Source organism: Aeromonas sp. EERV15 (assembly GCF_900079845.1).
Classification (GTDB): Bacteria; Pseudomonadota; Gammaproteobacteria; order Enterobacterales; family Aeromonadaceae; genus Aeromonas; species Aeromonas sobria.
In genome coordinates, this window is the sequence record NZ_FKKY02000008.1 from 1 (window position 1) to 26,609 (window position 26,609).

A 26,609-nucleotide genomic window follows, 5' to 3' on the forward strand; every position below is an offset into this window, starting at 1 on the left:
TGTCTACGGTTATCGCAAGATCCATCGCGATCTTCGTGACTTGGGGGAAGCCTGCGGTAAGCACCGTGTGGCCAAATTAATGAGGCGGGAGGGGCTGCGTTCGCAAACTGGCTATCAACGCCGTAAGGGGCATTATGGAGGCAAGAGCCCACAGGCTGCCCCAAACACGCTGGCACGTCAGTTTAAGGTGCCAGCCCCCAACATCTCCTGGGTGACTGACATTACCTACATCCGCACTCAAGAAGGGTGGTTGTACCTGGCGGTGGTGCTCGATCTGTTTTCTCGCCAGATCATCGGCTGGGCCATGAAGCCACGCATGACGGCAGATTTGGCGGTTGATGCGCTATTGATGGCTGTCTGGCGGCGCAAGCCAACGCAGCCGGTACTGGTGCATTCTGATCAGGGCAGCCAGTTTACCGGTGGTGAATGGCAGGACTTCCTGAGGGCTCACAATCTGAGTTGCAGCATGAGCCGACGTGGCAACTGTCACGACAACGCTGTCGCCGAGAGCTTCTTTCAGTTGCTCAAACGGGAGCGGGTCAAGCGCAGGATTTACCCGACAAGAGACGAAGCCCGCAGCGATGTGTTTGATTATATCGAAATGTTTTACAACCCAATCAGGCGCCATGGTTCCAATGATGGGCTGTCACCGGTAGAGTTTGAAAAGCAGTTCAATGTTCAACAACAGAGTGTCTAGAAAACTAGGGGCGATTCAATCATCCATGCCACGCGTGATAAAGGGCATGCTCGTCGCTTGATGGCTATCTTGCTGCTACATGAAGGACGCACGGTCACTGAGGTTCATCACCTTACCGGCGCTGCTCGCTCAACCATCGGCCGTTGGCTTCGGTGGTATCAAGATGAAGGTGTGGCTGCGTTAGAAGCCTTACCGGCTGGCCGTGCCCCGGTCCTACCTGTCACCAAGATTGTCACCTTACTGGTGCTGCTCATGCAGTTTTCTCCACAAGATTTTGGTTATCAGCGCAGCCGCTGGTGTACCGAACTATTGGCTATAAAAATCAATCGGTTAACAGGCCTCAATATGGCAGCCTCCACGCTCCGCCGATGGCTACCTCGTATGGGCATTGTCTGGCGCAGGCCCGTGCCGACCTTGCGGATAAAAGACCCCGCTTATCAGGAGAAAATGGCGAATATCGACGCTGCACTGGCCCGCTGTGATGCCGCTAATCCGGTGTTTTATGAGGATGAAGTCGATATAGACCTCAATCCCAAATTAGGGGCCGACTGGATGTTCAGAGCGCAGCAAAAGCGGGTTGTCACACCGGGACAGAACGCGAAACATTACCTGGCAGGCGTTCTCCATGCAGGCAACGGAAGAGTGCTTTACGTCAGTGGGATAAAGAAAAACTCATCCCTGTTTATCGCCATGCTAGAAAAGCTGCGTTGCCACTACCGACGAGCCAAAACCATCACGCTGATCCTCGATAACTACATCATTCACAAAAGCAAGCAGACCGAGCGATGGTTGAAGAAGAATCCCAAGTTCTGCCTGGTATTCCAGCCAGTTTACAGTCCTTGGGTTAATCACATCGAACGGCTGTGGCACAAGTTACATGAAACCATCACACGCAATCATCAATGTAGAGGAATGGCCAGCCTGCTGGCCCGAGTGAAACACTTCATGGATACCATGTCTCCTTTTCCGGGGAATGGCTATGGCACAGCGAAGGTGTAGCACTATTAGGAACTGTTATTTAGAATCATAGGGGTGATGAACTCACCAGCATTTTCCTCTGTGTTTTAAAAAAGTGATGCTCCCTCGCTTGATAATGTAATAAATGAGTTCCTAGCATCACCAAAACAAATACTACGCCTCTGCTTAAGTAGTACAATTTATGAATTCCATGCAAAAGAAATACTCGCCAATGTATTAGGTAGAAAACTAATGTCATTCGCAAGGCAAGAGCGATTCATAACAAAACCGTTGTTAACAACAATTGATTAGGCCCATAACTTCCTAGGTAAAAAATCGGCCTCGATGAAAACACAATAAGCCTCGATGCTTTCGAAATAATTGCAAAAGAAGGTAGAAAGTATGGCCTTAATATATATTTGGCAACGCAAAGACCAAGGGATATAACAGAGGGGGGGGGAGGTAATTAGCCAGATGGGGACTTTAATAGTTCATAGACTCACAAACAATAATGATAGAGAGGTAATAGAAAGAGCATGCGGAGAAGCAGATAGATCTATAGTCTCATTTCTTCCTAATCTTAAACAAGGTGAAGTAGCCATTCTTGGTGTAGATTTTCCGATTCCATTAACAATACAGATTCACAAGCCATCACCACCACCATTATCTGACAGTCCCGACTATCGAAAATTATGGTCATAGTCTTTATTTTTAATATTTGTTGACTATATTCCCAGAGCCCACCAGCTCTGGGCATATAGCGGAAAAACAAACCGGTATTAATGGTGCTTTTCACTGTTCTACAGCTGCAGATTTGCATTGATGGCAGTGGATCCTGCAACGCCCTCCCCCGCCAGCAAACGAGTCGCGGGGTATCGCAGTGCGGGATCCTGGCTAAAGAACTGGCTCAGTTGCCGGTATACCGCGGGATAAACCTGCTGCAGCCGCAGCGGATCGGTAAAGAAGCACTCGCAGCTGACGGCGAAAAACTCGGCGGGATGTTCGGCAGCATAGGGATCGATGGCGGTCACTTCGTCCCGGTCGAGCTGCTGGCACAGCGCATCGAAGGCGGCCTGAAAGGCCTGCTGCCACAACTGGCTGCTCATCGGCCCCGGCAAGGGGGGCGTGCCGTCCGCCTCACCACCCAGCATGTCGAGCTTGTGGGCCAGCTCGTGGATCACCAGATTAAAGCCGTCCCAGTCACCGTCCTGCTGCAGATCGCTCCAGGCCAGCACCAGCGGCCCTTGCGGCCAGGATTCACCGGCGTTCTCCTCTTCCACTTCGCTCACCAGCCCGAACTCATCCTGTACCTCCTGCCTGCGCGTGACTGGTTCGGGAATGATGATGATTTCGTGAAAGCCGCGATACCAGTCAGCCCCAAGATGCAAAATGGGCAACGCCGCCTGCAGCGCCAGCACCGCCTGTTGACGGGGGCTGAGCTCTACCCCGATCAGGGTCAGGGTCTTGCGCTTGAGCAGCTGTTGCCCCAACCCGATAAGCGTGGTCTGCTCGGTTTCGCTGAGCCCTTGCAAGATAGGCACTGCCGCCAGCCCCTGACGCCACAGCGCCAGCTCATCTTCGCTCATGGGCGTTTGCGGGCGACCACCCAGCCATTTGAACCATCCCAGCACGCCAACTCCTTCTTTTTATGCAAAAAACCAGATCACAGCAGTTTGACGAACCGTTTCGGCCGCTCCTGATACGCCTGCGCCAGATAGAAACGGTGGGCAGCCTCACGCTTGAGGCTGCTGGAGAGCTCCAGCTGAGCGCAACCTGCGGCCCGCGCCATCTGTTCGACTCCCTTGAGCAAGGCTGCGCCAACTCCCGCCCCTCTTGCCCCTTCATCGACAACCAGCGCCGAAATCAGGCCCCACGCTGGTGCAACATGCAGCGGTGCCAGCCTGTGCCACACCAGCACACCGACCACCTTGTCGGCCAGGGAGGCGAGCAGCACCGCACTGGCGGGATCCGGTGCCAACAGGCGCGCCGTCACGTCTCCGCCCTCGGCAGGATACCCCAATTGGCTGAACAGCTGGGCGATTGCGCTCCCGTCAGCGGCCTCAGGGGCGCGGATCGTCAATGTTTCAGCAATCTCTTTCATGATTGGCCTTATGTTTGCTTTCCATTGTGTTACGCCCGTCACATTGCTCGGCGCAGATCAACAAGGAGGATCTCATTTTTACTCATAGAAAACGCTGCTTGCCATTATCCCCCCACCCTTGTCAATTCACAAATTTGCAACAAGGCAACATTTTTCACTGGGAAGTACCGATACAACTCGATATGTTACAACCCACGCATGGCGCGTGTTTGCGCCCTGCTTAACCCCGCAACCTCGTGCTCATTTGTTAACCGGATTGTTAACAAGCTGGGCCGAAAACAGTGACAGAGAGCGAGGCCAAGATCTCGCCAAGACAGCGCCACAAAAACAACAAAGGAGTTGTTGTACATGAATGAAATCGTCAATGCCATCAACGGTGTGATCTGGAGCCCTGCGCTCATCTACCTGTGTCTGGGGGTCGGTCTTTACTTCTCCCTGCGTACCCGCTTTTTGCAACTGCGCCACATGAAAGAGATGGTGCGCCTGATGTTTGATGGCAAGAGCACCGATGCCGGTGTCTCCTCCTTCCAGGCGCTGGCCATGACCCTGGCAGGTCGGGTGGGAACCGGTAACATCGCCGGTGTGGCCACAGCCATCACCTTCGGTGGCCCGGGTGCCCTGTTCTGGATGTGGATGGTGGCCTTCCTCGGCGCCAGCTCTGCCTTCGTGGAGTCCACTCTGGGTCAGGTTTACAAAGAGAAGATCAACGGTGAATACCGCGGCGGCCCGGCTTTCTATATCGAGAAAGGGCTTGGCATGAAGTGGTACGCCTGGACCTTCGCCATCGCCACCATCTTCGCCTGTGGCGTGCTGCTGCCGGGGGTACAGGCCAACTCCATCGGGGCCAGCCTGAAAACCGCGTTTGATATTGATCCGAACGTCACTGCCGCCGGTCTGGCGCTGCTGCTCGGCTTTATCATCTTCGGGGGCGTCAAGCGTATCGCCAGCTTCGCCAGTACCGTGGTGCCCTTTATGGCGCTGGGCTACATCATAGTGGCCTGCGTCATCATCGCCCTCAACATCTCTGCCCTGCCGGGCGTGATCCTGCTGATCTGGAAAAGTGCCTTTGGTATGGATGCCGGTTTCGGTGCCATTCTGGGTCTGGCCATCATGTGGGGTGTCAAGCGCGGGGTCTACTCCAACGAAGCGGGTCAGGGTACCGGGCCGCACGCCTCCTCCGCCGCCGCGGTGAGCCACCCGGCCAAGCAGGGTCTGGTGCAGGCGTTCTCCGTCTATATCGACACCCTGTTCGTCTGCTCCGCCACTGGCTTTATGCTGCTGATCACCGGTCTCTATAACGTACAAGGGCCGGACGGTGCCGCCCTCTATACCGGTATTGCCGGTATCGCAGCGGGCCCGGGTTATGTGCAGACCGCCATGGAGAGCATGATGCCGGGCTTTGGCAGCATTTTCGTGGCCATCGCACTGTTCTTCTTCGCGTTCACCACCATCGTTGCCTACTACTACATCGCCGAAACCAACATCGCCTATATCAACCGCAAGATGAATCGCCCCTGGCTCACCTTCTTGCTGAAAATTGCGCTGATGGCCGCCACCGTCTACGGCACCGTCAAGACGGCAGACTTGGCATGGGGTCTGGGTGATATCGGGGTCGGTCTGATGGCGTGGCTCAACATCGTCGCCATCTTGCTGCTGCAAAAAACCGCCTTCACCTGCCTGAAGGATTATGAAGCCCAGCAGGCACAAGGGCTGGATCCGGTGTTCCACCCGGAGAAGCTCGGCATCAAGAACGCCGATTACTGGATGGGCAAGCGCTCCGAGGACAATCTGGAGCGGGAGAAGTCCGGACACCCGTTCGAGCCGGATCCGGATCGCAAGATCTCCTGAACCACACCTGCGTAAAGCACCCATAAAAATGGCAGCCTCGGCTGCCATTTCTTTTACGCTCTATCTTTCTTTTGCTCTCTATCTGCTCGTGCTGCGCGCGGTCAGAGCGGATTGCGGCGCGGCCCGAATGGCAGACGCCAGCGAAACAGGCTGTTGAAGGTAGCGCGCCACTGATTGGGGCGACCCAGGATCTGCTTTTGCAACCGGGTCTCCTCTTTGAGCATCGCCTCGTCGCTGCGGGCCCAGGCCTGGCTGTAGAGCTGCTTGATCCCCGCCAGCGCATCGGGCGATTTGGTGATGAGGGTGCGGGCAAACTCCCGCGCTTCCACCAGCGGATCGGCGCAGACCCGGCTCACCATCCCGAGGGATTTCGCCTCGACCGCATCCAGCTCGCGCCCACTCATGGCCAGCTCCATGGCGGTATCCACCCCCATCAGGTTGCGCATGGTGACGCTGCCGCTCATGTCGGGAATGATGCCCCACTTGATCTCCATCACCGAGAAGCGGCAATCGGGGGTAGTGAACCGAAAATCGGCACCGAGGGCGATCTGCAAACCACCGCCGAAACAGACCCCCTGAGTCACCGCAATCACTGGCACCGGCAGCTGGTGCCAGCCATAGGCGACCCGCTGGGCCAGATTGGTGGCCTCGTCGGCCTCGCGTTTGAGAATATCGAGCGCCGCCACTGGCTGCTTGAGCATGGATTTCACATCCAGCCCGGCGCAGAAGGCTCGCCCCTCGCCGTGCAGGATCACCGCCCGCAGTCCCTTGTGTTGGGCAAGCTGCGTCAGAGTCTCGTCGATGGCGCTGAACATGCCGCGGTCCAGCGCATTGAGTTTGTCCCCCCGCGTCAGCATCACTTCGGCAATCCCGTCGTAGATCTCGCATTTGATCCTTGGTTTTTCCATCTCCCTTATCCTCTCCTTGATCCCTGAAACTGACTCACTGGTCATACCACCACGTTATCAGAGTGTGAACAGGCGGTACAGCTGAGACTAAAGTCGGCTGGTCGCCTCCCCCTCCCTTTGTCACACTGGGAGCTGCATGAGTGCCGCAAGCCAGCAGAGGACGCTGTCATGTCAACCCTGTTCAATTTTGCCAGACCACCGTTCGACCGACTGGACGAGGCGGCGCGCGAGCGGCTCTCTCGCCACCTCTCGCTCTGCTATTTTCGGGCCGGGGATCTGCTGCTCAAAGAGGGGGACGAGCCTCCCGGCCTCTATCTCATCATCAAGGGGGCGGTGGAAGAGTCGGCCCCTCACCACCAGTTTGGTGACTACGGGGTCGATGATCTGTTCGATGTGCGCGCCCAGTTTGACGGCCGCTGTCGCCACCGCTTCACCGCGCTGGAAGATAGCCTCTGCCAGCTCATCCCTCGCCACACCTTTCTGGCGCTCTGTGCGCAGGATCCGCAGTTTGCCAGCTACTTCACCGCCAATCTGGCCGAGCGGCAGCAACAGCAGGAGCAACGCGAACAACTGGGTCAGAAGAATCTGGCGGAATTTATCCTGACCCGCATAGAGCCGGGCCATCTGCAGGCACCGCTCATCGTCGACAGCAAGCTGTCACTGCTGGCGGCGACCGAAGCCATGGTGAGCAAGGGGACCGATTGCCTGCTCTACCCCGCTCATGACGGCTCCCTCACGCTGGCAACCCGCAAAACCTTGCTCCACGCCCTGACCCTCAAGGGCTTGCCGCTGACGGCCCCCCTTTCGGTACTGACCCCCACACCGCTGATTGGTCTGCCGCTGGAGAGCTATCTGTTTGATGCCCTGCTGCTGATGACCCGCCACCGCATCAAACGACTGGTGGTGTGGCACGGCAACGAGGTAGCGGGGATCTTGCAACTGACTCAGGTGTTGGGGCTCTTCTCCACCCACTCCCACGTGCTGACCCTGCGCATCGCCCGCGCCGATAGCCTGCCAGCGCTGGAGGCGGTGGCCCGCGAGCAGCAGCAATTGACCCGCTCGCTGTTTGCCCAGGGGATCCACACCGCCTTTTTGATGAAGCTGATCGCCACCATCAACGAGCAGCTGATCGCCAAAGCCTTTGCGTTGGTGATCCCCCCCGAGGTGCAGGATAACGTCTGCCTGTTAATGCTGGGCTCGGAGGGGCGCGGCGAGCAGATCCTCAAAACCGATCAGGACAACGCCCTGATCCTGCCAGAAGGGCTGGCATGGCCCAGCCAGGCTGCCGATCTGGCCGAATTCAGCGCCCTGCTGGAGCGACTCGGCTACCCCCTCTGCCCAGGGCAAGTAATGGTGAACAATCCGGCTTGGGTGAAAACGGGCAGCGAATGGCAACGAGCCATTGCCAGCGCCTGCACCACGGCAACAGAGGATGAGCTGCTGTGGCTCGCGACCCTGGCCGATGCTCACCCTATCGCGGGAGATCGCCAGCTCCATCTGCCTGTTGCCAGAGCGCTGCGCGAACAACTGGCCGACAGGCGAGATCTGCTGGCGGAGATGGTGCGACCGGCGGTAGCTTTTCATGCCCCGCTCACCCTGTTTGGCCGACTGGAGCAGCCACCGGAAGGGCTGGATCTGAAGCGGGGTGGGCTGTTCCCGCTGGTACACGGCATCCGCATGCTGGCCATTGAGGGGGGAATAATGGAGACCTCGACTCTGGGACGCATCGACGCGCTGGTGGCCGCCGAGCGGCTCAGTGCCGACTATGGCAGCAATCTGGCGGAGGCGTTTCGGCTCTTTATCCGGCTGAGACTGCGCAGCCAACTCAAAGAGCGCAGCCAGCTCAAGGGCGGCAACAGCCGGGTGCAGATACAGGATCTCAGCCATAGCGAGCGGGATCTGCTGCGCCAGGCGCTGCATCAGGTGAAGAAGTTCCAGCAGTGGCTCACCTTGCACTTTCGTCTGAGACAATAGCCATGTTGAGCCGCGCTCGACGCTACTGGTATGGCCGCGCCTTTCGCACTGGCGAGTTCGCGCCGCTCTTTGCCAGCCCACCGGAAGATGAGCGGATCGCCCTCGATTTCGAGACCACCAGTCTCGATCCCGAGCAGGCGGAGATCGTCTCCATCGGCGCGCTGCGCATTCAGGGTAACCGATTGCTGACCGGCGAGGCACTCGCCATCAAGGTGCAGCCTCCGGCCAGCCTGACCGGCCAATCGGTAGTGATCCATGGCCTGCGCCATCAGGATCTGCAACAGGGGATGACGCTGGAAGCCGCGCTGCGCTTACTACTCGACTTTATCGGCCCCCGTGAACTGGTGGGCTATCACATCGCCTACGACCTGCGCATTCTCAATCTCGCCTGCCAGAAATTGTGGGGGTTGACCCTGCCCCAGCGAGGGATCGAGGTGAGCCGGCTCTATCACGACCAGCTCTATCGCCGCTATCCCGATGCGGCCATCGACCTGCACCTGAGAGCCATCTGCAGCCATCTTGAACTGCCCCCCCTGCCTGCCCACGATGCCCTTGCCGATGCCACCACGGCCGCGCTCATCTACCTGCGCCTGACCTGCGGCTCGCCGCTGGCTTATCCCAAAGTCTAATTGCCCACAAATAACATTTAATTCACATTCTGCTTACATGAGCAGGTCCCCTGCTCGTCGGGGTTACCCCATCCACCGCTGACACTTATGTCATGGAGAACTGCAATGGAACAGCAAAGCTACCTGAGGATCCAGCAAGATCCCAACTTCCAGGAGCTGGTCGCCAAGCGCCAGCGTTTTGCCTGGGCCCTCTCGGCTCTGATGCTGGGACTCTACCTGGCGTTTATTCTGCTCATCGCTTTTGCCCCCGGCTGGCTGGGCACCCCGCTCAACGACAGTACCACCATTACCCGTGGCATCCCGGTCGGGGTGGGGTTGATCCTCTCCTCCTTCGTGCTGACCGGCATCTATGTGTTTCGTGCCAACGGCGAGTTTGACGAACTGAACCAAAAGATCCTCAAGGGAGTGCAGTCATGAGAACAAAAAGCATGAAAGGCACCTTGCTGCTGTTGGCCTCACTGGCCTCCTCCCCGCTGCTGGCGGCGGATGCGCTGACCGGCGAGGTACAACGCCAACCTCTCAATATGTCGGCCATTGTGATGTTTGTTATCTTCGTAGCCGCCACCCTGTGTATCACCTACTGGGCCTCCAAGCGCAACCGCTCGGCCTCCGATTACTACGCCGCAGGCGGCCGGATCACTGGTTTCCAGAACGGTCTGGCCATCGCTGGTGACTACATGTCTGCCGCCTCCTTCCTTGGTATCTCTGCGCTGGTCTACACCTCCGGTTACGATGGCCTGATTTACTCCATCGGCTTTCTGGTGGGCTGGCCTATCATCCTGTTCCTGATCGCAGAGCGGCTGCGTAACCTCGGCAAATACACTTTCGCCGACGTGGCCTCCTACCGCCTCAAGCAGACCGAAGTCCGCATCCTGTCTGCCTGCGGCTCGCTGGTGGTGGTGTCCCTCTACCTGATCGCCCAGATGGTAGGTGCCGGCAAGCTGATCGAGCTGCTGTTCGGCCTGCAATATCATGTCGCCGTGGTGCTGGTCGGTATCCTGATGGTGCTCTACGTGCTGTTTGGCGGCATGCTGGCCACCACCTGGGTGCAGATCATCAAGGCAGTGATGTTGCTCTCCGGTGCCAGCTTCATGGCCATCATGGTGATGAAGTCGGTCAATTTCGACATCGGTGCCCTGTTTAGCGAAGCCGTCAAAGTGCACGAGAAAGGGATCGCCATCATGAGCCCGGGTGGTCTGGTCGCCGACCCCATCTCCGCCATCTCGCTCGGTCTGGCGCTGATGTTCGGTACCGCCGGTCTGCCCCATATCCTGATGCGCTTCTTTACCGTGAGCGATGCCAAGGAAGCACGTAAATCGGTGTTTTATGCCACCGGCTTTATCGGCTACTTCTACATCCTCACCTTCATCATCGGCTTTGGAGCCATCCTGCTGGTCAGCACTAATCCTGCCTTCAAAGATGCCACCGGCACCCTGCTCGGCGGCACCAATATGGCGGCGATTCACCTGGCCGACGCAGTGGGTGGTAGTCTGTTCCTCGGCTTTATCTCTGCTGTCGCCTTCGCCACCATTTTGGCGGTGGTAGCAGGACTGACCCTGGCCGGTGCCTCTGCGGTCTCCCATGACCTCTATGCCAGTGTGCTGAAGAAGGGCAAGGCCAACGAGACCGATGAATTGCGCGTCTCCAAGATGACTACCCTGGCTCTGGGCGTGGTGGCCATTGGTCTGGGGATCCTGTTCGAGAAACAGAACATCGCCTTCATGGTGGGTCTGGCCTTCTCCATCGCCGCCAGCTGCAACTTCCCGGTGCTGTTCCTCTCCATGTTCTGGTCCCGTCTCACCACCCGTGGCGCAGTCTACGGCGGCTGGCTGGGGCTGGTGAGCGCGGTGACCCTGATGATCCTGGGCCCGACCGTGTGGGTGAAGGTACTGGGCCATGCCCAAGCTATCTTCCCCTACGAATACCCTGCCCTCTTCTCCATGGGGTTGGCGTTCGTCGGGATCTGGTTCTTCTCCATCACCGACAGCTCCCAGAACGCTGCCGACGAGCATGCCAAGTTCCTGCCGCAGTTCGTCCGCTCCCAGACCGGGCTGGGTGCCTCTGGCGCCACCTCCCACTGACGTTATCATTACCTCACCAAGCCGGCCCTGTGCCGGCTTTTTACATGGTGAATCCCTGTTGCGCCAAATAGACCTCTGACCGATCCAGATCACAGTTCTTGCTAAAACTTTCGACAGATATGTGCCATAATGCGCGCCATTTGATAGATCAATCGGGACACTCATCTTGTTAAGCAGCAACAACATCACCATGCAATTCGGCGCCAAGCCGCTGTTTGAGAACATCAACGTCAAGTTTGGCGGCGGCAACCGCTATGGCCTTATTGGCGCCAACGGCTGTGGCAAGTCCACCTTTATGAAGATCCTCGGCGGCGACCTTGAGCCCAGCGGCGGTAATGTGAGCCTCGACGTCAACGAACGCATCGGTAAGCTGCGTCAGGATCAGTTCGCCTACGAAGATACCCGTGTTCTGGACGTGGTCATGATGGGCCACGGCGAGTTGTGGGCTGCCATCGCCGAGCGCGATGCGATTTATGCCAACCTCGAAGCCACTGACGATGACTACATGAAAGCTGCCGAGCTCGAAGGGCTGGTTGCTGAATATGATGGTTACACTGCCGAAGCCCGTGCCGGTCAGTTGCTGCTGGGTGCCGGTATTCCTATCGAACAGCACAATGGCCCGATGAGCGAAGTGGCCCCGGGCTGGAAGCTGCGGGTGCTGCTGGCACAGGCGCTGTTCTCCAACCCTGATATCCTGCTGCTGGACGAACCGACCAACAACCTGGACATCAACACCATTCGCTGGTTGGAGCAAGTGCTCAACGATCGTGAAAGCACCATGATCATCATCTCGCACGACCGTCACTTCCTGAACTCCGTCTGTACTCATATGGCGGATCTGGACTACGGCGAACTGCGGGTGTATCCGGGCAACTACGACGAATACATGACCGCCGCCACTCAGGCTCGCGAGCGTCTGCTCTCCGACAACGCCAAGAAGAAGGCCCAGATCGCCGATCTGCAATCCTTCGTCTCCCGTTTCAGTGCCAACGCATCCAAATCCAGCCAGGCCACTTCCCGCCTCAAGCAGATCGACAAGATCAAAATTGAAGAAGTGAAGGTATCCAGCCGTCAGAACCCCTTCATCCGCTTCGAGCTGGAGAAGAAGCTCTATCGCAACATCCTGGAAATCGAAGGTGTGTCCAAAGGCTATGGCGAGGCGCCGCTGTTCAAGGGCCTAAACATGATGCTGGAAGTGGGCGAGAAGGTCGCCATTCTGGGTACCAACGGTATCGGTAAATCGACCCTGATCAAGACGCTGGTTGGCGATTTGACCCCAGATACCGGCCTCATCAAGTGGTCTGAAAATGCCCAGATCGGCTACTACGCCCAGGATCACGCTGAAGATTTCGACACCGACCTCAATGTGTTCGACTGGATGGCCCAGTGGAAACAAGAGAACGAAGATGAGCAGGCTGTACGCTCCATCCTCGGTCGTCTGCTGTTTTCCCAAGACGACATCAAGAAGCCGGTCAAGGTACTCTCCGGTGGTGAACAGGGCCGCATGCTGTTCGGCAAGCTGATGATGCAGCGTCCCAACATCCTGATCATGGATGAGCCGACCAACCACCTGGACATGGAATCTATCGAATCCTTGAACCTGGCGCTGGAAATGTACAAGGGTACCCTGATCTTCGTCTCTCACGACCGTGAATTCGTCTCCTCACTGGCGACCCGGATCGTCGAGTTGAGCGAAAATGGTATCCGTGACTTCGGTGGTACCTACGAGGATTACCTGCGTACCCAGGGTGTGGCGTAACGCTTCCCTGCACCACCTTGCAATGAAAAACCGGCACTCGCGTGCCGGTTTTTTTATATCCGGTATTTAAGAGGATTGATATTGGGTATGGCGGCGGCGCGACCCAGCCGCAAAGCGCAGAGAACTGAGAACTGAGAACTGAGAACTGAACTCGAGTGTCCTCGCATCCAGATAAAAAAACGGCTCCATCAAGGAGCCGTTTTCAATAGGGTGACGACCACTCAATTACTCGACGGTCGCTTCCACGCTGGTGAAGTACTCGATCTTGGCTGTTTTACGCAGCTCGTCGATCAGCGACTTGTAGTCTGCCTGGGCCTTGCCCTGGCCCAGCTGGCCTTGCAGCATGCTGACCATCTGGGACGGTGCAGCTGGCACATTCACCTTGTCCAGTGCCACCACAACGCGATCGTTGTTGCTCTCGGTGACCAGCGCCACGCTCGGCTTGCCATCCTTGGGATGGGGCAGCGTGAACGCCTGGGCAATCAGGTTCTGATCCATTTCCCGATCGAAGCGGGTGACACCCTGGTGGGTCTCGACCTTCAGACCGAGCGCGGTCAGATCGGCATTGATGCTCTCACCGACCTTCAGCTTGTCCAGCAGACCCTGCGCCTTGCCACGGGCCACTTCACCAGCCTTGTCATGCTTGATGGCTGCAATCACCTGCTCTTTCACTTCCGCCAGCGGCTTGACCGCTTTCGGACGATGGCCAGTGATGTGCAGCACCAGCGCTTTGCCATCTGCCAGCTCAATCACGTCGGAGTTGGTGTTGTCATCACGCAGTTGCTCGGAGAACGCAACCGAGAGTACCTTGCCATCATTGAGCGGAGCCGGGGCGTTAGCCTGGGTGAAGTAATCTGAAGATTGCACCTTCATCCCCATGGCATCAGCAGTCAAATCCAGCGAGTCCGGGTTTTCGAAGCTGTTGTCAGCCATCTTCTGCTGCTCGGCAAAGAACATCTCCTTGGCCTTGTCAGCTTGCAGACGAGTGATGGTCTCTTCCTTCACATCGGCAAACGGCTTGGTCTGGGCCGCTTCAACACCCAACAGCTTGATGATGTGGAAACCAAACGGGCTCTTCACCACGGTGGAGATATCACCGGCCTTGTTCAGGGCGAAAGCGGCTTTCTCGAAGGCCGGATCCATCACCCCTTGCTCGAACCAGTCCAGCTCGCCGCCCTTCTTGGCGGAGAAGGTATCGGAAGAGTCAGCCTTGGCCAGCACAGCGAAATCATCGCCACCCTTGGCTTTGGCCAGCACGGCTTCTGCTTTCTGCTCGGCCGCTTTCTCGTCCTTGCCAAACGGGATCAGGATATGGGCCACCTGACGACGCTCGGCACGCTGGAACAGATCCTGGTGCTGATCGTAGTAATCCTGGGCATCCTGATCGGAAACCTTGATCTCTTTGCCGAGGTTGGCGGCATCCAGCAACAGATAGTCAACCTTGACCTGCTCGTCATTCATAAAACGAGCGCCATTGGTCTTGTAGTACTGCTCCAGCTCAGTCTCTGACACCTGAACATCTGCAACGTAATTGGCCGCAGCCAACCGCACCAGACGCAGATCCCGGGTTTGGTTAAACAGCTTGTCGAGCTGTTCTGCCTCGCCCTTGAGCGCAAACTCGGTGCCCACCAGAGCGCCCATCAACTGTTGACGGACCGTATCCTGACGCAGGGAGTCGCGGAACATTTCAGGGGTCATGCCAGCACGGCGGATCAGCTGCAAATAGCGGTCATTATTGAACTTGCCGTTTTCGGCAAACTCCGGCATGGCGACTATGGCTTGCTTGATCTGCTCATCGCTGATGCGCAGACCCAGTTCACGGGCTTTGCTGTCCAGCAGCGCCTGGTCAATCAGCCGATCCAGCACGCCACGGCGAAACTGTTTCATGTAATCGGGATTGGTGGCCAGCTGGCTGAATGCCTCTCCCATTTGGGATTCCATCCGGGCACGCTCGTTGCGGTAGGCATTTTCCAGTGCCGCGGCACTGATCTCGGTGCCATTCACAGTGGCGGGGGCGGTACGAGCCGGGCCGTTGAGGTAACTACCTACACCAGCCAAGGCAAAGGAGAGGATGATCAGGCCCAAGATAACCTTGGCTACCTTGCCCTGCGCCCCTTCGCGTAGTTTATCCAACATCATGTTTGTACTTATGCTCCGAACTCGATGGGCGTAAACAATAAAAAGGCGCACCGATTGCGATGCGCCTTGGTCAATCAGTATGAGAGAAGACTCTCTAACTTGTCTGGTCTGCGACCAAGGACGGTAGCCGACGCATATCAGCGACCGACTTAGTTAACAGCGTCTTTCAGGGCCTTACCGGCTTTGAAGGCAGGAACTTTACCAGCAGCGATTTCGATAGTCGCGCCAGTTTGCGGGTTACGGCCTGAACGGGCAGCACGCTCGCGTACAGCGAAAGTACCGAAACCAACCAGAGCAACCTGGTCACCCTCTTTTAGAGCTTCACCTACAGCCTCAATGAAGGCATCCAACGCACGGCCAGCGGCCGCCTTGGAGATATCAGCACCGTCTGCAATCTTGTCAATCAGTTGAGATTTATTCACTCTTATATTCCCCTTTTATCAAATACCGCTGCGACGTCGATTTCCCTGGCCACAACAAGTGGAGGTTTTATAGCAAGCCTCCTGATCAGTTGCAAGTGACAATCTGGCGCAAACCCGCGCCACATAACGCATTGCGACTCATCACGAGTACCCGATCGGTGGTCAAGGCTACTTCCGTTATCGGGCGCATGCAAGCCTTAACCACCCACCGAATGCGCCAAATTTGCGGCGCATCAACATTTACGCGACAGAAACGCGTTCGAACCCCTGTGGATTGTCCTGCAATGCCAATTCCAGCACCTCGTCAATCCAGCGAACCGGATAAATTTCAAGGTCATGTTTGACGTTGTCCGGGATCTCTTCAAGGTCTCGCTCGTTCTCTTTCGGAATAAGCACTCGCTTGATGCCGCCACGATGGGCCGCCAGCAACTTCTCTTTGAGACCACCGATGGGCAGCACTTCGCCGCGCAGGGTGATTTCGCCAGTCATCGCCACATCCGCACGAACCGGATTACCGGTCAGGCTGGAGACCAGCGCAGTACACATGGCGATACCAGCACTCGGGCCATCTTTCGGGGTTGCCCCTTCCGGCACGTGCACGTGAATATCACGCTTCTCGTAGAAGTCGGCATTGATGCGCAGCTTCTCGGCACGGGCACGCACCACCGTCATGGCAGCCTGGATGGACTCCTGCATCACATCACCGAGCGAGCCGGTATACGTGAGCTTGCCCTTGCCCGGCATGCTGGTGGTCTCGATGGTGAGCAGTTCCCCCCCCACTTCGGTCCACGCCAGACCACAGACCTGACCGATCTGGTTCTGGTCAGCAGCCTTGCCGTAATCAAAGCGCTGTACCCCGAGGAACTCCTTGAGGTTGGCCTGATTGACCTGAACATGCTTGATGCTCTTGTCCAGCAGGATGCGCTTGACCGCCTTGCGACAAATCTTGGAGATCTCCCGCTCCAGACTCCGCACCCCCGCCTCGCGGGTGTAGTAACGGATCACCCCGACCAGGGCTGAATCCTCGATGGTGATCTCGGACTCTTTCAGGCCGTTGCGCTGGATCTGCTTGGAGAGCAGATGCTGCTTGGCAATGTTGAGCTTTTCGTCTTCGGTATAACCGGAGAGACGGATCACTTCCATCCGGTCCAGCAGCGGACCCGGGATGTTCATGGAGTTGGAGGTGGCCACGAACATCACGTCCGACAGGTCATAATCCACTTCCAGATAGTGATCGTTAAAGCTGTTGTTCTGTTCCGGATCCAGCACTTCCAGCAGGGCAGATGCGGGATCACCACGCATGTCCGAGCTCATCTTGTCGATCTCGTCGAGCAGGAACAGCGGGTTCTTCACCCCGACTTTCGCCATCTTCTGGATAAGCTTGCCAGGCATGGAACCGATATAGGTACGGCGGTGACCACGGATCTCCGCTTCGTCACGCACACCGCCCAGCGCCATCCGCACATATTTGCGACCGGTCGCCCTGGCGATGGACTGGCCCAGCGAGGTCTTGCCCACACCGGGAGGCCCAACCAGACAAAGGATCGGGCCCTTGAGCTTGTTCACCCGCGCCTGTACTGCCAGATACTCGAGGATGCGATCCTTGACCTTTTCAAGGCCATAGTGGTCGGCATCCAGCACCTCTTGCGCCTTGCCAAGGTCTTTCTTGACCTTGGAGCGCGCCTTCCACGGCACCTGTACCATCCAGTCCACATAGCTGCGAACCACGGTAGCTTCAGCCGACATGGGCGACATCATTTTCAGCTTGGCGAGCTCTGCCAACGCCTTTTCACGGGCGTCAGCTGGCATCCCAGCCTCTTCAATCTTGCGATTGAGGGCTTCGAACTCATCCGGGCTATCTTCCAGCTCACCCAGCTCTTTCTGGATCGCCTTCATCTGCTCGTTGAGGTAATACTCGCGCTGGCTCTTCTCCATCTGCTTCTTGACGCGCGTGCGGATGCGTTTCTCGACCTGCAGCAGGTCAATCTCCGACTCCATCATCGCCATCAAGAACTCGATGCGCTCGGAGACAGAGACGATCTCCAGCACTTTCTGCTTGTCTTCCAGCTTGAGCGGCATGTGGGCAGCCATGGTATCGGCCAGCCGTGCAGCATCGTCGATCGCCGAAATCGAGGTGAGCACCTCGGGCGGGATCTTCTTGTTAAGCTTGATGTAACCTTCAAACTGACCGATAGCAGAGCGAACCAGTACATCCTGGTCCTTCTCCTCGATGGTGCTGGAGGCAATGTATTGCGCCTCGCCAACGAAGAAATCCTTATCGTCGATCATCCGCTCCAGGCGGGCACGCTGCCCCCCCTCTACCAGCACCTTGACGGTGCCATCCGGCAGCTTGAGCATCTGGAGAATATTGGCCACTGTCCCGACGGTGAAGATCTCCTCCACTGTCGGCTCATCGGTTGATGCGTCCTTCTGGGCCACCAGCAGAACTTTTTTGTCCTGCTCCATGGCCGCTTCAAGACAGCGAATAGATTTTTCCCGCCCCACAAAGAGTGGAATGACCATGTGGGGGTACACCACCACGTCACGAAGAGGCAGGACGGGAATCTCGATGCGTTCTGAACGCTCTAGGTTCATATATGTCCTCTCGGCTTGTTATACCGTTGGCAAAGCGCTTGGCTGAGTATATGGGGGCGTAGAGATGAGATTCAATCGCCGAAACCGTAAAAAGCATGAAAGGGGCAAAAAGCCCCTTTCATTTGATTAAAAATCAGACATTTACTCTGATACAGCAGCCTGGGTCTCAGGATTTTCGTAGATCATCAAGGGTGCAGAGTCCCCTTTGATCACGGTTTCGTCGACCACCACCTTGCTGACCCCTTCCAGAGAAGGCAGGTCATACATGGTATCAAGCAGCACAGCTTCCACGATGGAGCGCAGGCCCCGAGCACCGGTTTTACGCTCCATTGCCTTGCGGGCAATGGCATTCAGTGCGTCGTCACGGAACTCCAGCTCAACCCCTTCCAGATCGAACAACGCAGCATACTGTTTGGTCAGTGCGTTTTTCGGCTGTTTCAGGATCTGGATAAGTGCGGATTCGTCCAGTTCAGTCAGGGTGGCGACCACCGGCAGACGGCCGATGAACTCGGGGATCAGACCGTATTTGATCAGATCTTCCGGCTCCACCTTGGCGAAGGTCTCGCTCAGGGTTGCCTTGGCATCCTTGGATTTCACCTCGGCACTAAAACCGATACCAGTTCCCTTGACGGAACGCTGCTCAATCACCTTGTCCAGACCGGCAAAGGCACCACCACAGATAAAGAGGATCTTGGAGGTATCAACCTGCAAAAACTCTTGCTGCGGATGCTTGCGACCACCTTGCGGTGGCACGGAAGCAATGGTCCCTTCAATCAGCTTGAGCAGTGCCTGCTGCACCCCTTCCCCGGACACATCGCGGGTGATGGAAGGGTTGTCCGACTTGCGGGAGATCTTGTCGATCTCGTCGATGTAGACAATGCCACGCTGGGCCTTCTCTACGTCGTAGTCGCACTTTTGCAGCAACTTCTGGATGATGTTCTCCACGTCCTCGCCCACATAACCGGCTTCGGTCAGGGTGGTCGCATCGGCCATGGTGAATGGCACATCCAGCAGACGAGCCAGCGTCTCGGCCAGCAGGGTCTTGCCGCTACCGGTTGGGCCGATCAGCAGGATGTTGGATTTGCCGAGCTCCACGCCACTGTTTTCGCCGCTGTTACGCAAACGCTTATAGTGGTTGTAGACGGCAACAGCCAGCACCTTCTTGGCATGGTCCTGCCCGATCACATAGTCATCAAGATGAGCACGGATCTGATGAGGGGTCGGCAGCTCGCTACCATCCCGCTTCGGCGAGATCTCGCGGATCTCTTCGCGGATGATGTCATTGCACAGCTCGACACACTCATCACACACGTAGACGGAAGGGCCAGCGATCAGCTTACGCACTTCATGCTGGCTTTTGCCGCAAAAAGAACAGTAGAGCAGCTTGTCACCCTCACCCTTGCGTTTATCTGTCATTCAGCAACCTCGTTTTATCAATAGAGGATGGATTAGCCTGTTGAGTTTACAACAGGCCGGAACACCCTGCTCAGCTACGCTGGCTCAGCACGCCATCAACCAGGCCATAGGCCACGGCCTGCTCGGCGGACATGAAGTTGTCACGATCGGTGTCACGCTCAATGTTAGCCATGTCCTGACCAGTATGGAAAGCCAGACGATCGTTCAAGGTATTCTTGATTTTCAGGATCTCTTGGGCATGGATCTGGATATCAGATGCCTGGCCCTGGAAACCGCCCAACGGCTGGTGGATCATTACGCGGGCACTCGGCAGGCAGAAACGCTTGCCCTTGGCACCGGCGGCCAGCAAGAAGGCCCCCATGGAGCAAGCTTGCCCCATACAGATAGTGCTGACATCCGGCTTGATGAACTGCATGGTGTCATAAATAGACATGCCCGCAGTCACCGACCCACCCGGAGAGTTGATATAGATGTAGATGTCCTTGTCCGGATTCTCGGACTCAAGAAACAGCAGCTGGGCAACCACCAGGTTGGCCATGTGATCTTCCACCTGACCAGTCAGGAAGATCACTCGCTCTTTCAGCAGACGGGAATAGATGTCGTAGGAACGCTCCCCTTTTGCAGTTTGCTCTACCACCATAGGGATGAGTGCATTGCGCGGGGATTCAGTTACATCGTTATAGTTTTTATACATAAGGCATTGTCCCTAAAATAAAATGGCCCGAGTGGAGATCACACGAGCCATTATACTTAACAGTCTTGACCTTAAGTCAAATGTTCTTAGGCAGCGACACCGGACTTGTTGATCACTTCGTCAAAGGCAAGTTCTTTTTCAGTGACTTGCGCTTTGGACAGGATCAGGTCGATGGCTTGATCTTCTACTGCCAGGTTACGAACGCCGTTCAGCATCTGTTCGTTCTTCTGGTAGTGCTCGATCACTTCCTGCGGATCTTCGTAGGCAGTGGCCATGGACTCGATGATGCTGGTTACGCGGGCATCGTCAGCCTTGATCTCGTTGGTGCGGATCACGTCACCCAGCAGCAGGCCTACGCGTACACGACGCTCGGCTTGAGCCTGGAACAGTTCAGCCGGCAGCTCAGGTGCGTTACCGCCCTGGAAACCACCGAAGCGCTGCAGCGCTTGCTGACGCAGGGTGTCGATCTCTTGAGCCACAGCGGCTTTCGGCAGATCGATCTGGTTGGCTTCAACCAGGCCGTTCAGAACCTGCTCTTTCACGCTGTTTTTCAGGGCTTGAGCCAGTTCGCGTTCCATGTTCTTGCGCACTTCGGCTTTCAGCTCTTCAACAGAACCGTTCTCGATACCAAAACGCTTGACGAACTCTTCAGTCAGCTCAGGCAGGATCTGCTCTTCAACCTTGTTCAGCTTGGAAGCAAACTTGGCTGCTTTGCCTTTCAGGTTTTCAGCGTGGTAGTCAGCCGGGAAGGTCACTTCGATGGTGAACTCTTCGCCTGCTTTCTTGCCCATGATGGCGTCTTCGAAGCCAGGGATCATGCGGCCAGCGCCCAGCACCAGGTTGAAGCCTTCAGCTTTGCCGCCGTCGAACTCTTCACCGTCGATGGAACCGACGAAGTCCAGGGTCACGCGCATGTCGTTGGCTGCTGCGGCATCAAAGTCAGCCCAAGTGGCGTGCTGCTTGCGCAGGGTGTCGATCATGTTGGCCAGATCTTCATCCTTCACGGTCGCAACCGGCTTCTCGACCTTGATGGTCTCGAGACCTGCCACTTCAAACTCCGGGTATACTTCGAAGGTTGCAGTGAATTCGAAATCCTGACCTTCCTGGATCTCTTTCGGATCCATGGTCGGGGCGCCAGCCGGGCTCAGCTTGTTTTCGATGATGGCTTTGATGAAGTTGTTCTGCATCATTTCATCAGCAACACGGGCATGAGCCATGGCACCAAACATCTTCTTGATGATGGCTACCGGCGCCTTGCCTGGACGGAAACCGTCGATGCGACGAGTTTTGGCCAGGCCATTCAATTCTTTACGCACAGCGGCGTCAACGGTAGCGGCCGGTACGGTAATGGTAAGGCGGCGTTCCAGACCCTGGGTTGTCTCTACAGAAACTTGCATTCTTCTACCTCGTTCAACTCAGCACTGAGTGCTGACCCTTTATTGCCCCTGGGCAAAGCCCGGAGTCTTCCTGTTTATAAAGACAACGATATGTCTTTGTGATGAGAAAATATGACGCGGCATTATAGCGGCGCACTTTGGTCGAGTCGAGCCACACATCCCCCACATTGAGTGGCGTGCCAGCACAATTCTTGCAAAACTTTCCTTTATATGGGGAGAGAGATGCACGACTTCAACCATTGGTTGGCGATAATTTTGCGTTTACGCCGTTCTTTTTATCCAGATGGCGGTTTATTGCCCGTTTTTCGGGTCAAAACCGGTCATAAACAACAGGCCAGCCGTGGCAACGACTCAATTTGTCCCGCCAAACGAAGATTGACCTAATCAGACATTGCGTCCCCTGCCCTCCCTCGTTATGGTGACAGCCAAATTGATGAATCTGGAGTCACTCACATGGGCTTTTTCCGCTTTTTGTTCAATCTGCTCTGGTTTGTCCTGGGAGGCATCGTTATGGGCCTGGCCTGGTGGCTAGCCGGTCTGCTCTGTTTTATCTCGCTGATCGGCATCCCATGGGGCCGCGCCTGCTTTGTGATCGGTACCTTTACCTTCTTCCCGTTCGGCAAGCAGGCGGTCAATCGCAAGAGCATGACCGGCTTCAGCGATATCGGCACCGGCACCCTGGGGCTGATAGGCAACATTATCTGGTTTGTGCTGATCGGTGTCTGGCTGGCAATCGGCCACATCGCTTCGGCGCTGGCCTGCTTCGTGACCATCATCGGCATTCCGTTTGGTATCCAGCACCTCAAGTTGGCACTCATCAGCCTGGCCCCCATTGGCCAGATGATCGTGACCAACCACGAGGCTGAATCAGGCCGCTATATCCGCTAAACGCGGGAAAATGCGCGGGCGTGCACTGCCCTGCAACGAAAAAAAGGGCAGACTAGGGTCTGCCCTTTTCTATTGCCACTGTTGAGACCGTCATGTTACCCAGCCACTTTTTCGCCAACCTCGCCCGCATGAAGCTGATCTACCGCTGGCCGCTGATGCGCAATATCCAGCCCGAGAACATCGCCGAGCACAGCCTGCAGGTCGCCATGGTGGCCCATGCCCTCGGCATCATCAAAAACCGGCTGTTTGGCGGCAGCGTGAATGCCGACCGCGCCGCCGTGATGGCGCTCTACCACGACAGCAGCGAAGTGCTGACCGGCGATCTGCCCACTCCGGTCAAATACTTCAATCCCGAAATTGCCCGCGAGTACAAGAAGATCGAACTCGCCGCCGAGCAGCGGCTACTCGCCATGCTGCCACTGGAACTGATCGAGGATTTTCGCCCGTTGCTCGACTCTCGCGTACAATCGGGCACCCAGTATGAGGAGCTAGCCAGACTGGTCAAGGATGCCGACACCCTCTGTGCCTATACCAAGTGTCTGGAGGAGATCAACGCCGGCAATCGGGAGTTCGAACCGGCTCGCAAGCGCCTCGAAGCCATGCTCGAAGCACGGATGAGTGAGGAGATGCGCTACTTTATCGACACCTTTGTGGCCAGCTTCTCGCTGCCGCTCGATGAGCTCAACGCTCACTAAGCCACGCCACCTGAAAACAGAAGGGCCCGCCGGTTTGCACCGGCGGGCCCTTCGTTATTTATTACGGATTAGATGCCAGCATCAATGACCCAGCTCGCGGGACGGCACCAGACCACTCGCCCGCCAGGCGGGATAGAGGGTTGCCACCAGACTCATCAGGATGGCGGCGCCAGTCACAATGAGCAGATCCTGCATATGCAACTCGGTCGGCAGAAAGTCGATGAAGTAGATATCCGGATTGAGGAAACGGTGGCCGATCAACCCCTCGATAAAACTTAAGATCTGGGTCAGCTTGCTGGAGAGCAGCCCACCCAGCAGAGCACCGAGCAGCGCCCCCGCTACGCCGTTGACCATCCCCTGAATCACGAAGGTGAGCCGGATCTGGCCGGGGCTCGCACCCATGGTCTTGAGGATGGCAATCTCGCTGCGTTTCTCGTTCACCGCCATCACCAGAGTGGAGACAATGTTGAAACAGGCCACCGCCACCACCATCAGCATCACCACATACATCACGGTACGCACCATCTGGATATCCTGATAGAGGTAGCCCTGGCTGTTCATCCAGCTGCGGATATAGACGTGATGGGGGAACTGCTGCGCGGCGGCAACCGTGATCGACTGCGCCTTGAGCACGTCGCTCACTCGCAGGCTAAAGCCCTCCACGCCGCTGCCCATGCCAGTGATGGTCTGGGCATCCGCCAGATGCATAAAGCCGAGCAGCCCGTCGAGTTGACCGCCGATCTCCAGCAATCCCACTACGGTCAGTGCTTCCCGTTTGGGATTTTTGATCCCCGCCTGATCGCCCCCTTGCGGCAGCAGCAGGGCGATAGAATCCCCCACCTTGACCCCCAGCTTGTCGGCGATGGTCTTGCCGAGGATCACCCCATGCTCGCCCGGTTGCAGCTCACGCAGGCCGCGACCCGTCATGTATTTGCCCGCATCCGACAAGTTGGCTTCCAGCTCCGGCAGCACGGCGCGCAGTTGCACCCCCTTGAGGGCGGAGCCGTGTTCCAGCAGGCCGTTCAAACGGATCACCGGTGCCGCAGCCTCGACACCGGGCTGGGCCAGCAGATAGTCCCGCAGCCGGGGCCAGTCGGGCAACGGCTGCTCGACCGCATCCAGCTCGCCCTGCGGCACCACAGATAACACCCGATCTTTGAGCTCCCGCTCAAAGCCGTTCATGGCGGAGAGGCCCAAAATCAGCGCCATCACCCCAAGGGCAATACCGATCAGGGAGGAGGCGGAGATAAAGGCGATAAACCCGTTGCGACGGCGGGAACGGCTGTAACGCAGGCCCAGAAAAAGGGGCAGCGGTTTGAACATCAGGCAACCTCCGCCATCACGCCGCTCACCAGGGTTACCCGGCGATGGAGCTTGGCCGCCAGACTCAAGTCGTGAGTCACCACCACAAACGCAGTGCCCAGTTCACGATTCAATTCGCACAGCAGTTCATAGACGGCAGTAGCACTGGCGTGATCCAGATTACCGGTCGGTTCATCCGCCAGCACCAGACTCGGCTCATTGACCAATGCACGGGCAATCGCTACCCGTTGACGTTCGCCACCGGAGAGCTCGGAGGGACGGTGATCCAAACGATGGGATAGCCCCACTCGCCCCAGCATTTTGGTCGCCTTTTCGGTGGCAACCGCCACCGACTCACCGGCGATCAGCAGCGGCATGGCGGTATTTTCGAGCGCACTGAACTCGGAGAGCAGGTGGTGGAACTGGTAGACAAAGCCCAGCTCGCGGTTGCGAAAGCGCGCCTGAGTAAGGCTATCCCAGTGGTGGATATCCTCCCCCTTGAACAACACAGCGCCGCTGGAAGGGTTATCTAACGCCCCCATCAAGTGCAGCAAGGTGGTCTTGCCGGAGCCCGAGCTGCCCACTACCGCCAGCATTTCGCCCGGTGCGACGCAAAGATCGATCCCCTTGAGCACCTGGGTCTCCAGCTCACCCTCTTGATAGACATGATTGAGCGCCTGACAGCGCAGCAGAGGTTCACGGGATACGGCTTCATTCATACAAGGGGCTCCACTTGCCTCAGTAACTACACTGGCACCGGTCACGGCACCATTAACAACACCGGCATTCACACCGGCGCTAACAACAGAAGATGCATTATTCACCGCGTTACTCATAACGTAACGCCTCAGCCGGTTTGACCCGCGCCGCACGAACAGCAGGATAGAGCGTGGCGCTGAAGCTCAACAGCACGGCGCCCAGCAAAATGGTTATGACCTGACTGGGCTCGACGATGACCGGCAAGCCACTGCCGCCCGCCGCCATATAGAGGTTGAGCCCCACCCCGTTGAGCAGGGGGTTGAGACCCAGGGAGAGCGCAAGACCCGCCAATCCGCCAAACAGGGCACCAATCACCCCGCTGGATGCACCGAGTACCATGAAGATCTTGACGATACCGGACTCGCTCATGCCCATGGTGCGCAAAATGGCCACTTCCCCCTCCTTGTCACTGACCACCATCACCAGTGCCGAGAGGATATTGAAGGTGGCCACGGCGATGATCAGCACCAGCATCAGCCCCATCATCCGTTTTTCCATGGCCACCGCCTGGAACAGCTCGCCCCGCTCGCGGCGCCAATCCTGCCACTGCAGCCCGTCGGGCAGCGCAGTTTTGATCACCTCATCGACCGCAAAGGGATCATCAAGCCAGAGGCGAATGCCCCCGACGGTGTCGGTCGGCAGGCGCAACAACCGCTGGGCATCCCCCAACGCAATGAGTGCAATCTGGTTATCCACGTCAGCGCCGACCCCGAAGATGCCGGAGACGGTAAAGAGACGCTGGGCTGGCACCCGGCCAAACGGCGTAAAACGGGTTCCTTCAGTGAGGAGCAGCCGCACCTGATCCCCGATGGAGACATTGAGACGGCGCGCTACCCCCTGCCCCAGCACAATCTGATAGTGACCGGCCTGCAAGGTATCAAGGCGCCCCCCCAGCATCTGGCTGTGAAGAATGTCATCCTTGGGCCAGTGGGCGGGGTCAATCCCCTGCACGCTGACCCCGGTCAGCTGGCCGGGGCTTTGCAGCATCCCTTCGCTGTCGAGCATGGGGGCCGTTGCCACCACATGGGGCAAGGTGGCCAGATCCGGCAAACCTTGCGGATCTGCATCAATGCGGCCGGCCTGACTGGTCACCACCACATGGGGGATCACCCCGAGGATGCGCCCCTTGAGCTGCCCTTCGAAACCGTTCATCACCGAAATGACCACCATCAGGGCGGCGACCCCGATGGCAATGCCAAAAGTAGAGAACAGGGAGATAAATGAGACGAAGCGATTGCTGCGCTTCGAGCCGGCATAACGCAGGCCGATGGCCAGCGAAAGGGGCTGAAAAAGTCCGGTCTTCAAGGATATGTACGTTGCCAACAAAATAAGATACCGGATAATAAAG

General features: G+C 57.1%; 22 protein-coding genes. 10 read left to right on the top strand and 12 right to left on the bottom strand.

Features of this window, described 5'->3' with window-relative positions:
* A partial coding sequence (locus BN4575_RS08430) for an IS3 family transposase (RefSeq protein ID WP_068977858.1) occupies positions 1-697 on the top strand: 697 nt, incomplete at its 5' end.
* Between the two features lie 18 nt (positions 698-715).
* Entirely contained in the window at positions 716-1,696 is a 981-nt protein-coding gene (locus BN4575_RS08435) for an IS630 family transposase (RefSeq protein WP_068977859.1), read from the top strand.
* A 758-nt stretch (positions 1,697-2,454) separates the two neighbouring features.
* On the opposite strand, the gene BN4575_RS08440 is transcribed toward BN4575_RS08435, so the two are convergent.
* Together BN4575_RS08440 and BN4575_RS08445 are read right to left on the bottom strand one after the other, a co-directional pair.
* Positions 2,455-3,240, bottom strand: a complete 786-nt coding sequence (locus BN4575_RS08440; RefSeq protein WP_068977965.1) for a M90 family metallopeptidase — start codon at positions 3,238-3,240, stop codon at positions 2,455-2,457.
* 77 nt (positions 3,241-3,317) lie between these two features.
* Positions 3,318-3,755, bottom strand: a complete 438-nt coding sequence (locus BN4575_RS08445) for a GNAT family N-acetyltransferase (protein WP_068977860.1) — start codon at positions 3,753-3,755, stop codon at positions 3,318-3,320.
* A 348-nt stretch (positions 3,756-4,103) separates the two neighbouring features.
* Between BN4575_RS08445 and BN4575_RS08450 the strand changes: the two genes are divergently transcribed.
* Complete coding sequence (locus BN4575_RS08450) at positions 4,104-5,603, top strand: alanine/glycine:cation symporter family protein (protein WP_068977861.1); 1,500 nt, start codon at positions 4,104-4,106, stop codon at positions 5,601-5,603.
* Positions 5,604-5,704: 101 nt separating this feature from the next.
* On the opposite strand, the gene BN4575_RS08455 is transcribed toward BN4575_RS08450, so the two are convergent.
* Positions 5,705-6,511, bottom strand: a complete 807-nt coding sequence (locus tag BN4575_RS08455) for a crotonase/enoyl-CoA hydratase family protein (RefSeq protein ID WP_068977862.1) — start codon at positions 6,509-6,511, stop codon at positions 5,705-5,707.
* A 168-nt stretch (positions 6,512-6,679) separates the two neighbouring features.
* Here BN4575_RS08455 and BN4575_RS08460 point away from each other — a divergent pair, with 168 nt between their 5' ends.
* The 5 genes from BN4575_RS08460 to BN4575_RS08480 all read left to right on the top strand — a co-directional run bounded on the left by BN4575_RS08460 (position 6,680) and on the right by BN4575_RS08480 (position 12,954).
* A complete protein-coding gene (locus tag BN4575_RS08460; RefSeq protein WP_068977863.1) occupies positions 6,680-8,485 on the top strand; it encodes a putative nucleotidyltransferase substrate binding domain-containing protein in 1,806 nt (601 codons plus the stop codon).
* Between the two features lie 2 nt (positions 8,486-8,487).
* Complete coding sequence (locus tag BN4575_RS08465) at positions 8,488-9,114, top strand: 3'-5' exonuclease (protein ID WP_068977864.1); 627 nt, start codon at positions 8,488-8,490, stop codon at positions 9,112-9,114.
* A gap of 105 nt (positions 9,115-9,219) precedes the next feature.
* Positions 9,220-9,531, top strand: coding sequence for a DUF485 domain-containing protein (locus BN4575_RS08470; protein WP_042020869.1), 312 nt, complete (start codon positions 9,220-9,222; stop codon positions 9,529-9,531).
* Between the two features lie 11 nt (positions 9,532-9,542).
* Positions 9,543-11,195: a cation acetate symporter gene (locus BN4575_RS08475; RefSeq protein ID WP_068977865.1), complete on the top strand. Its 1,653-nt coding sequence runs from the start codon at positions 9,543-9,545 to the stop codon at positions 11,193-11,195.
* A gap of 166 nt (positions 11,196-11,361) precedes the next feature.
* Complete coding sequence (locus BN4575_RS08480; protein WP_042020873.1) at positions 11,362-12,954, top strand: ABC-F family ATPase; 1,593 nt, start codon at positions 11,362-11,364, stop codon at positions 12,952-12,954.
* A 225-nt stretch (positions 12,955-13,179) separates the two neighbouring features.
* Here BN4575_RS08480 and ppiD read toward each other — a convergent pair whose 3' ends face one another.
* From ppiD to tig, 6 genes are all read right to left on the bottom strand, one after another.
* The gene (gene ppiD, locus BN4575_RS08485) at positions 13,180-15,093 is read right to left on the bottom strand and encodes a peptidylprolyl isomerase (protein WP_068977866.1); all 1,914 of its coding nucleotides are present in this window, start codon (positions 15,091-15,093) and stop codon (positions 13,180-13,182) included.
* Positions 15,094-15,242: 149 nt separating this feature from the next.
* Positions 15,243-15,515 (bottom strand): nucleoid-associated protein HU-beta, encoded by a 273-nt coding sequence (gene hupB, locus BN4575_RS08490; RefSeq protein WP_042020877.1) that lies wholly within the window; start codon positions 15,513-15,515, stop codon positions 15,243-15,245.
* Between the two features lie 240 nt (positions 15,516-15,755).
* Positions 15,756-18,110 (bottom strand): endopeptidase La, encoded by a 2,355-nt coding sequence (gene lon, locus BN4575_RS08495; RefSeq protein WP_068977867.1) that lies wholly within the window; start codon positions 18,108-18,110, stop codon positions 15,756-15,758.
* A 141-nt stretch (positions 18,111-18,251) separates the two neighbouring features.
* Positions 18,252-19,526, bottom strand: a complete 1,275-nt coding sequence (gene clpX / locus BN4575_RS08500) for an ATP-dependent protease ATP-binding subunit ClpX (RefSeq protein ID WP_042020881.1) — start codon at positions 19,524-19,526, stop codon at positions 18,252-18,254.
* Positions 19,527-19,596: 70 nt separating this feature from the next.
* A complete protein-coding gene (gene clpP, locus BN4575_RS08505; RefSeq protein ID WP_042020882.1) occupies positions 19,597-20,220 on the bottom strand; it encodes an ATP-dependent Clp endopeptidase proteolytic subunit ClpP in 624 nt (207 codons plus the stop codon).
* A gap of 86 nt (positions 20,221-20,306) precedes the next feature.
* Positions 20,307-21,617, bottom strand: a complete 1,311-nt coding sequence (gene tig / locus BN4575_RS08510) for a trigger factor (protein ID WP_068977868.1) — start codon at positions 21,615-21,617, stop codon at positions 20,307-20,309.
* Positions 21,618-22,070: 453 nt separating this feature from the next.
* Here tig and BN4575_RS08515 point away from each other — a divergent pair, with 453 nt between their 5' ends.
* Positions 22,071-22,505, top strand: coding sequence for a YccF domain-containing protein (locus tag BN4575_RS08515; RefSeq protein WP_068977869.1), 435 nt, complete (start codon positions 22,071-22,073; stop codon positions 22,503-22,505).
* A gap of 92 nt (positions 22,506-22,597) precedes the next feature.
* Complete coding sequence (gene yfbR / locus BN4575_RS08520) at positions 22,598-23,200, top strand: 5'-deoxynucleotidase (protein ID WP_068977870.1); 603 nt, start codon at positions 22,598-22,600, stop codon at positions 23,198-23,200.
* Positions 23,201-23,281: 81 nt separating this feature from the next.
* Here the strand turns inward: yfbR and lolE are convergent, their stop codons facing one another.
* From lolE to BN4575_RS08535, 3 genes are all read right to left on the bottom strand, one after another.
* Positions 23,282-24,523: a lipoprotein-releasing ABC transporter permease subunit LolE gene (gene lolE, locus BN4575_RS08525; RefSeq protein ID WP_068977871.1), complete on the bottom strand. Its 1,242-nt coding sequence runs from the start codon at positions 24,521-24,523 to the stop codon at positions 23,282-23,284.
* Positions 24,523-25,221 (bottom strand): lipoprotein-releasing ABC transporter ATP-binding protein LolD, encoded by a 699-nt coding sequence (gene lolD / locus BN4575_RS08530; RefSeq protein ID WP_068977872.1) that lies wholly within the window; start codon positions 25,219-25,221, stop codon positions 24,523-24,525. Before lolD ends, lolE begins: the two co-directional genes overlap by 1 nt.
* Positions 25,222-25,330: 109 nt before the next feature.
* Positions 25,331-26,566, bottom strand: a complete 1,236-nt coding sequence (locus BN4575_RS08535; protein WP_068977873.1) for a lipoprotein-releasing ABC transporter permease subunit — start codon at positions 26,564-26,566, stop codon at positions 25,331-25,333.
* Between the last annotated feature and the right edge of the window lie 43 nt (positions 26,567-26,609).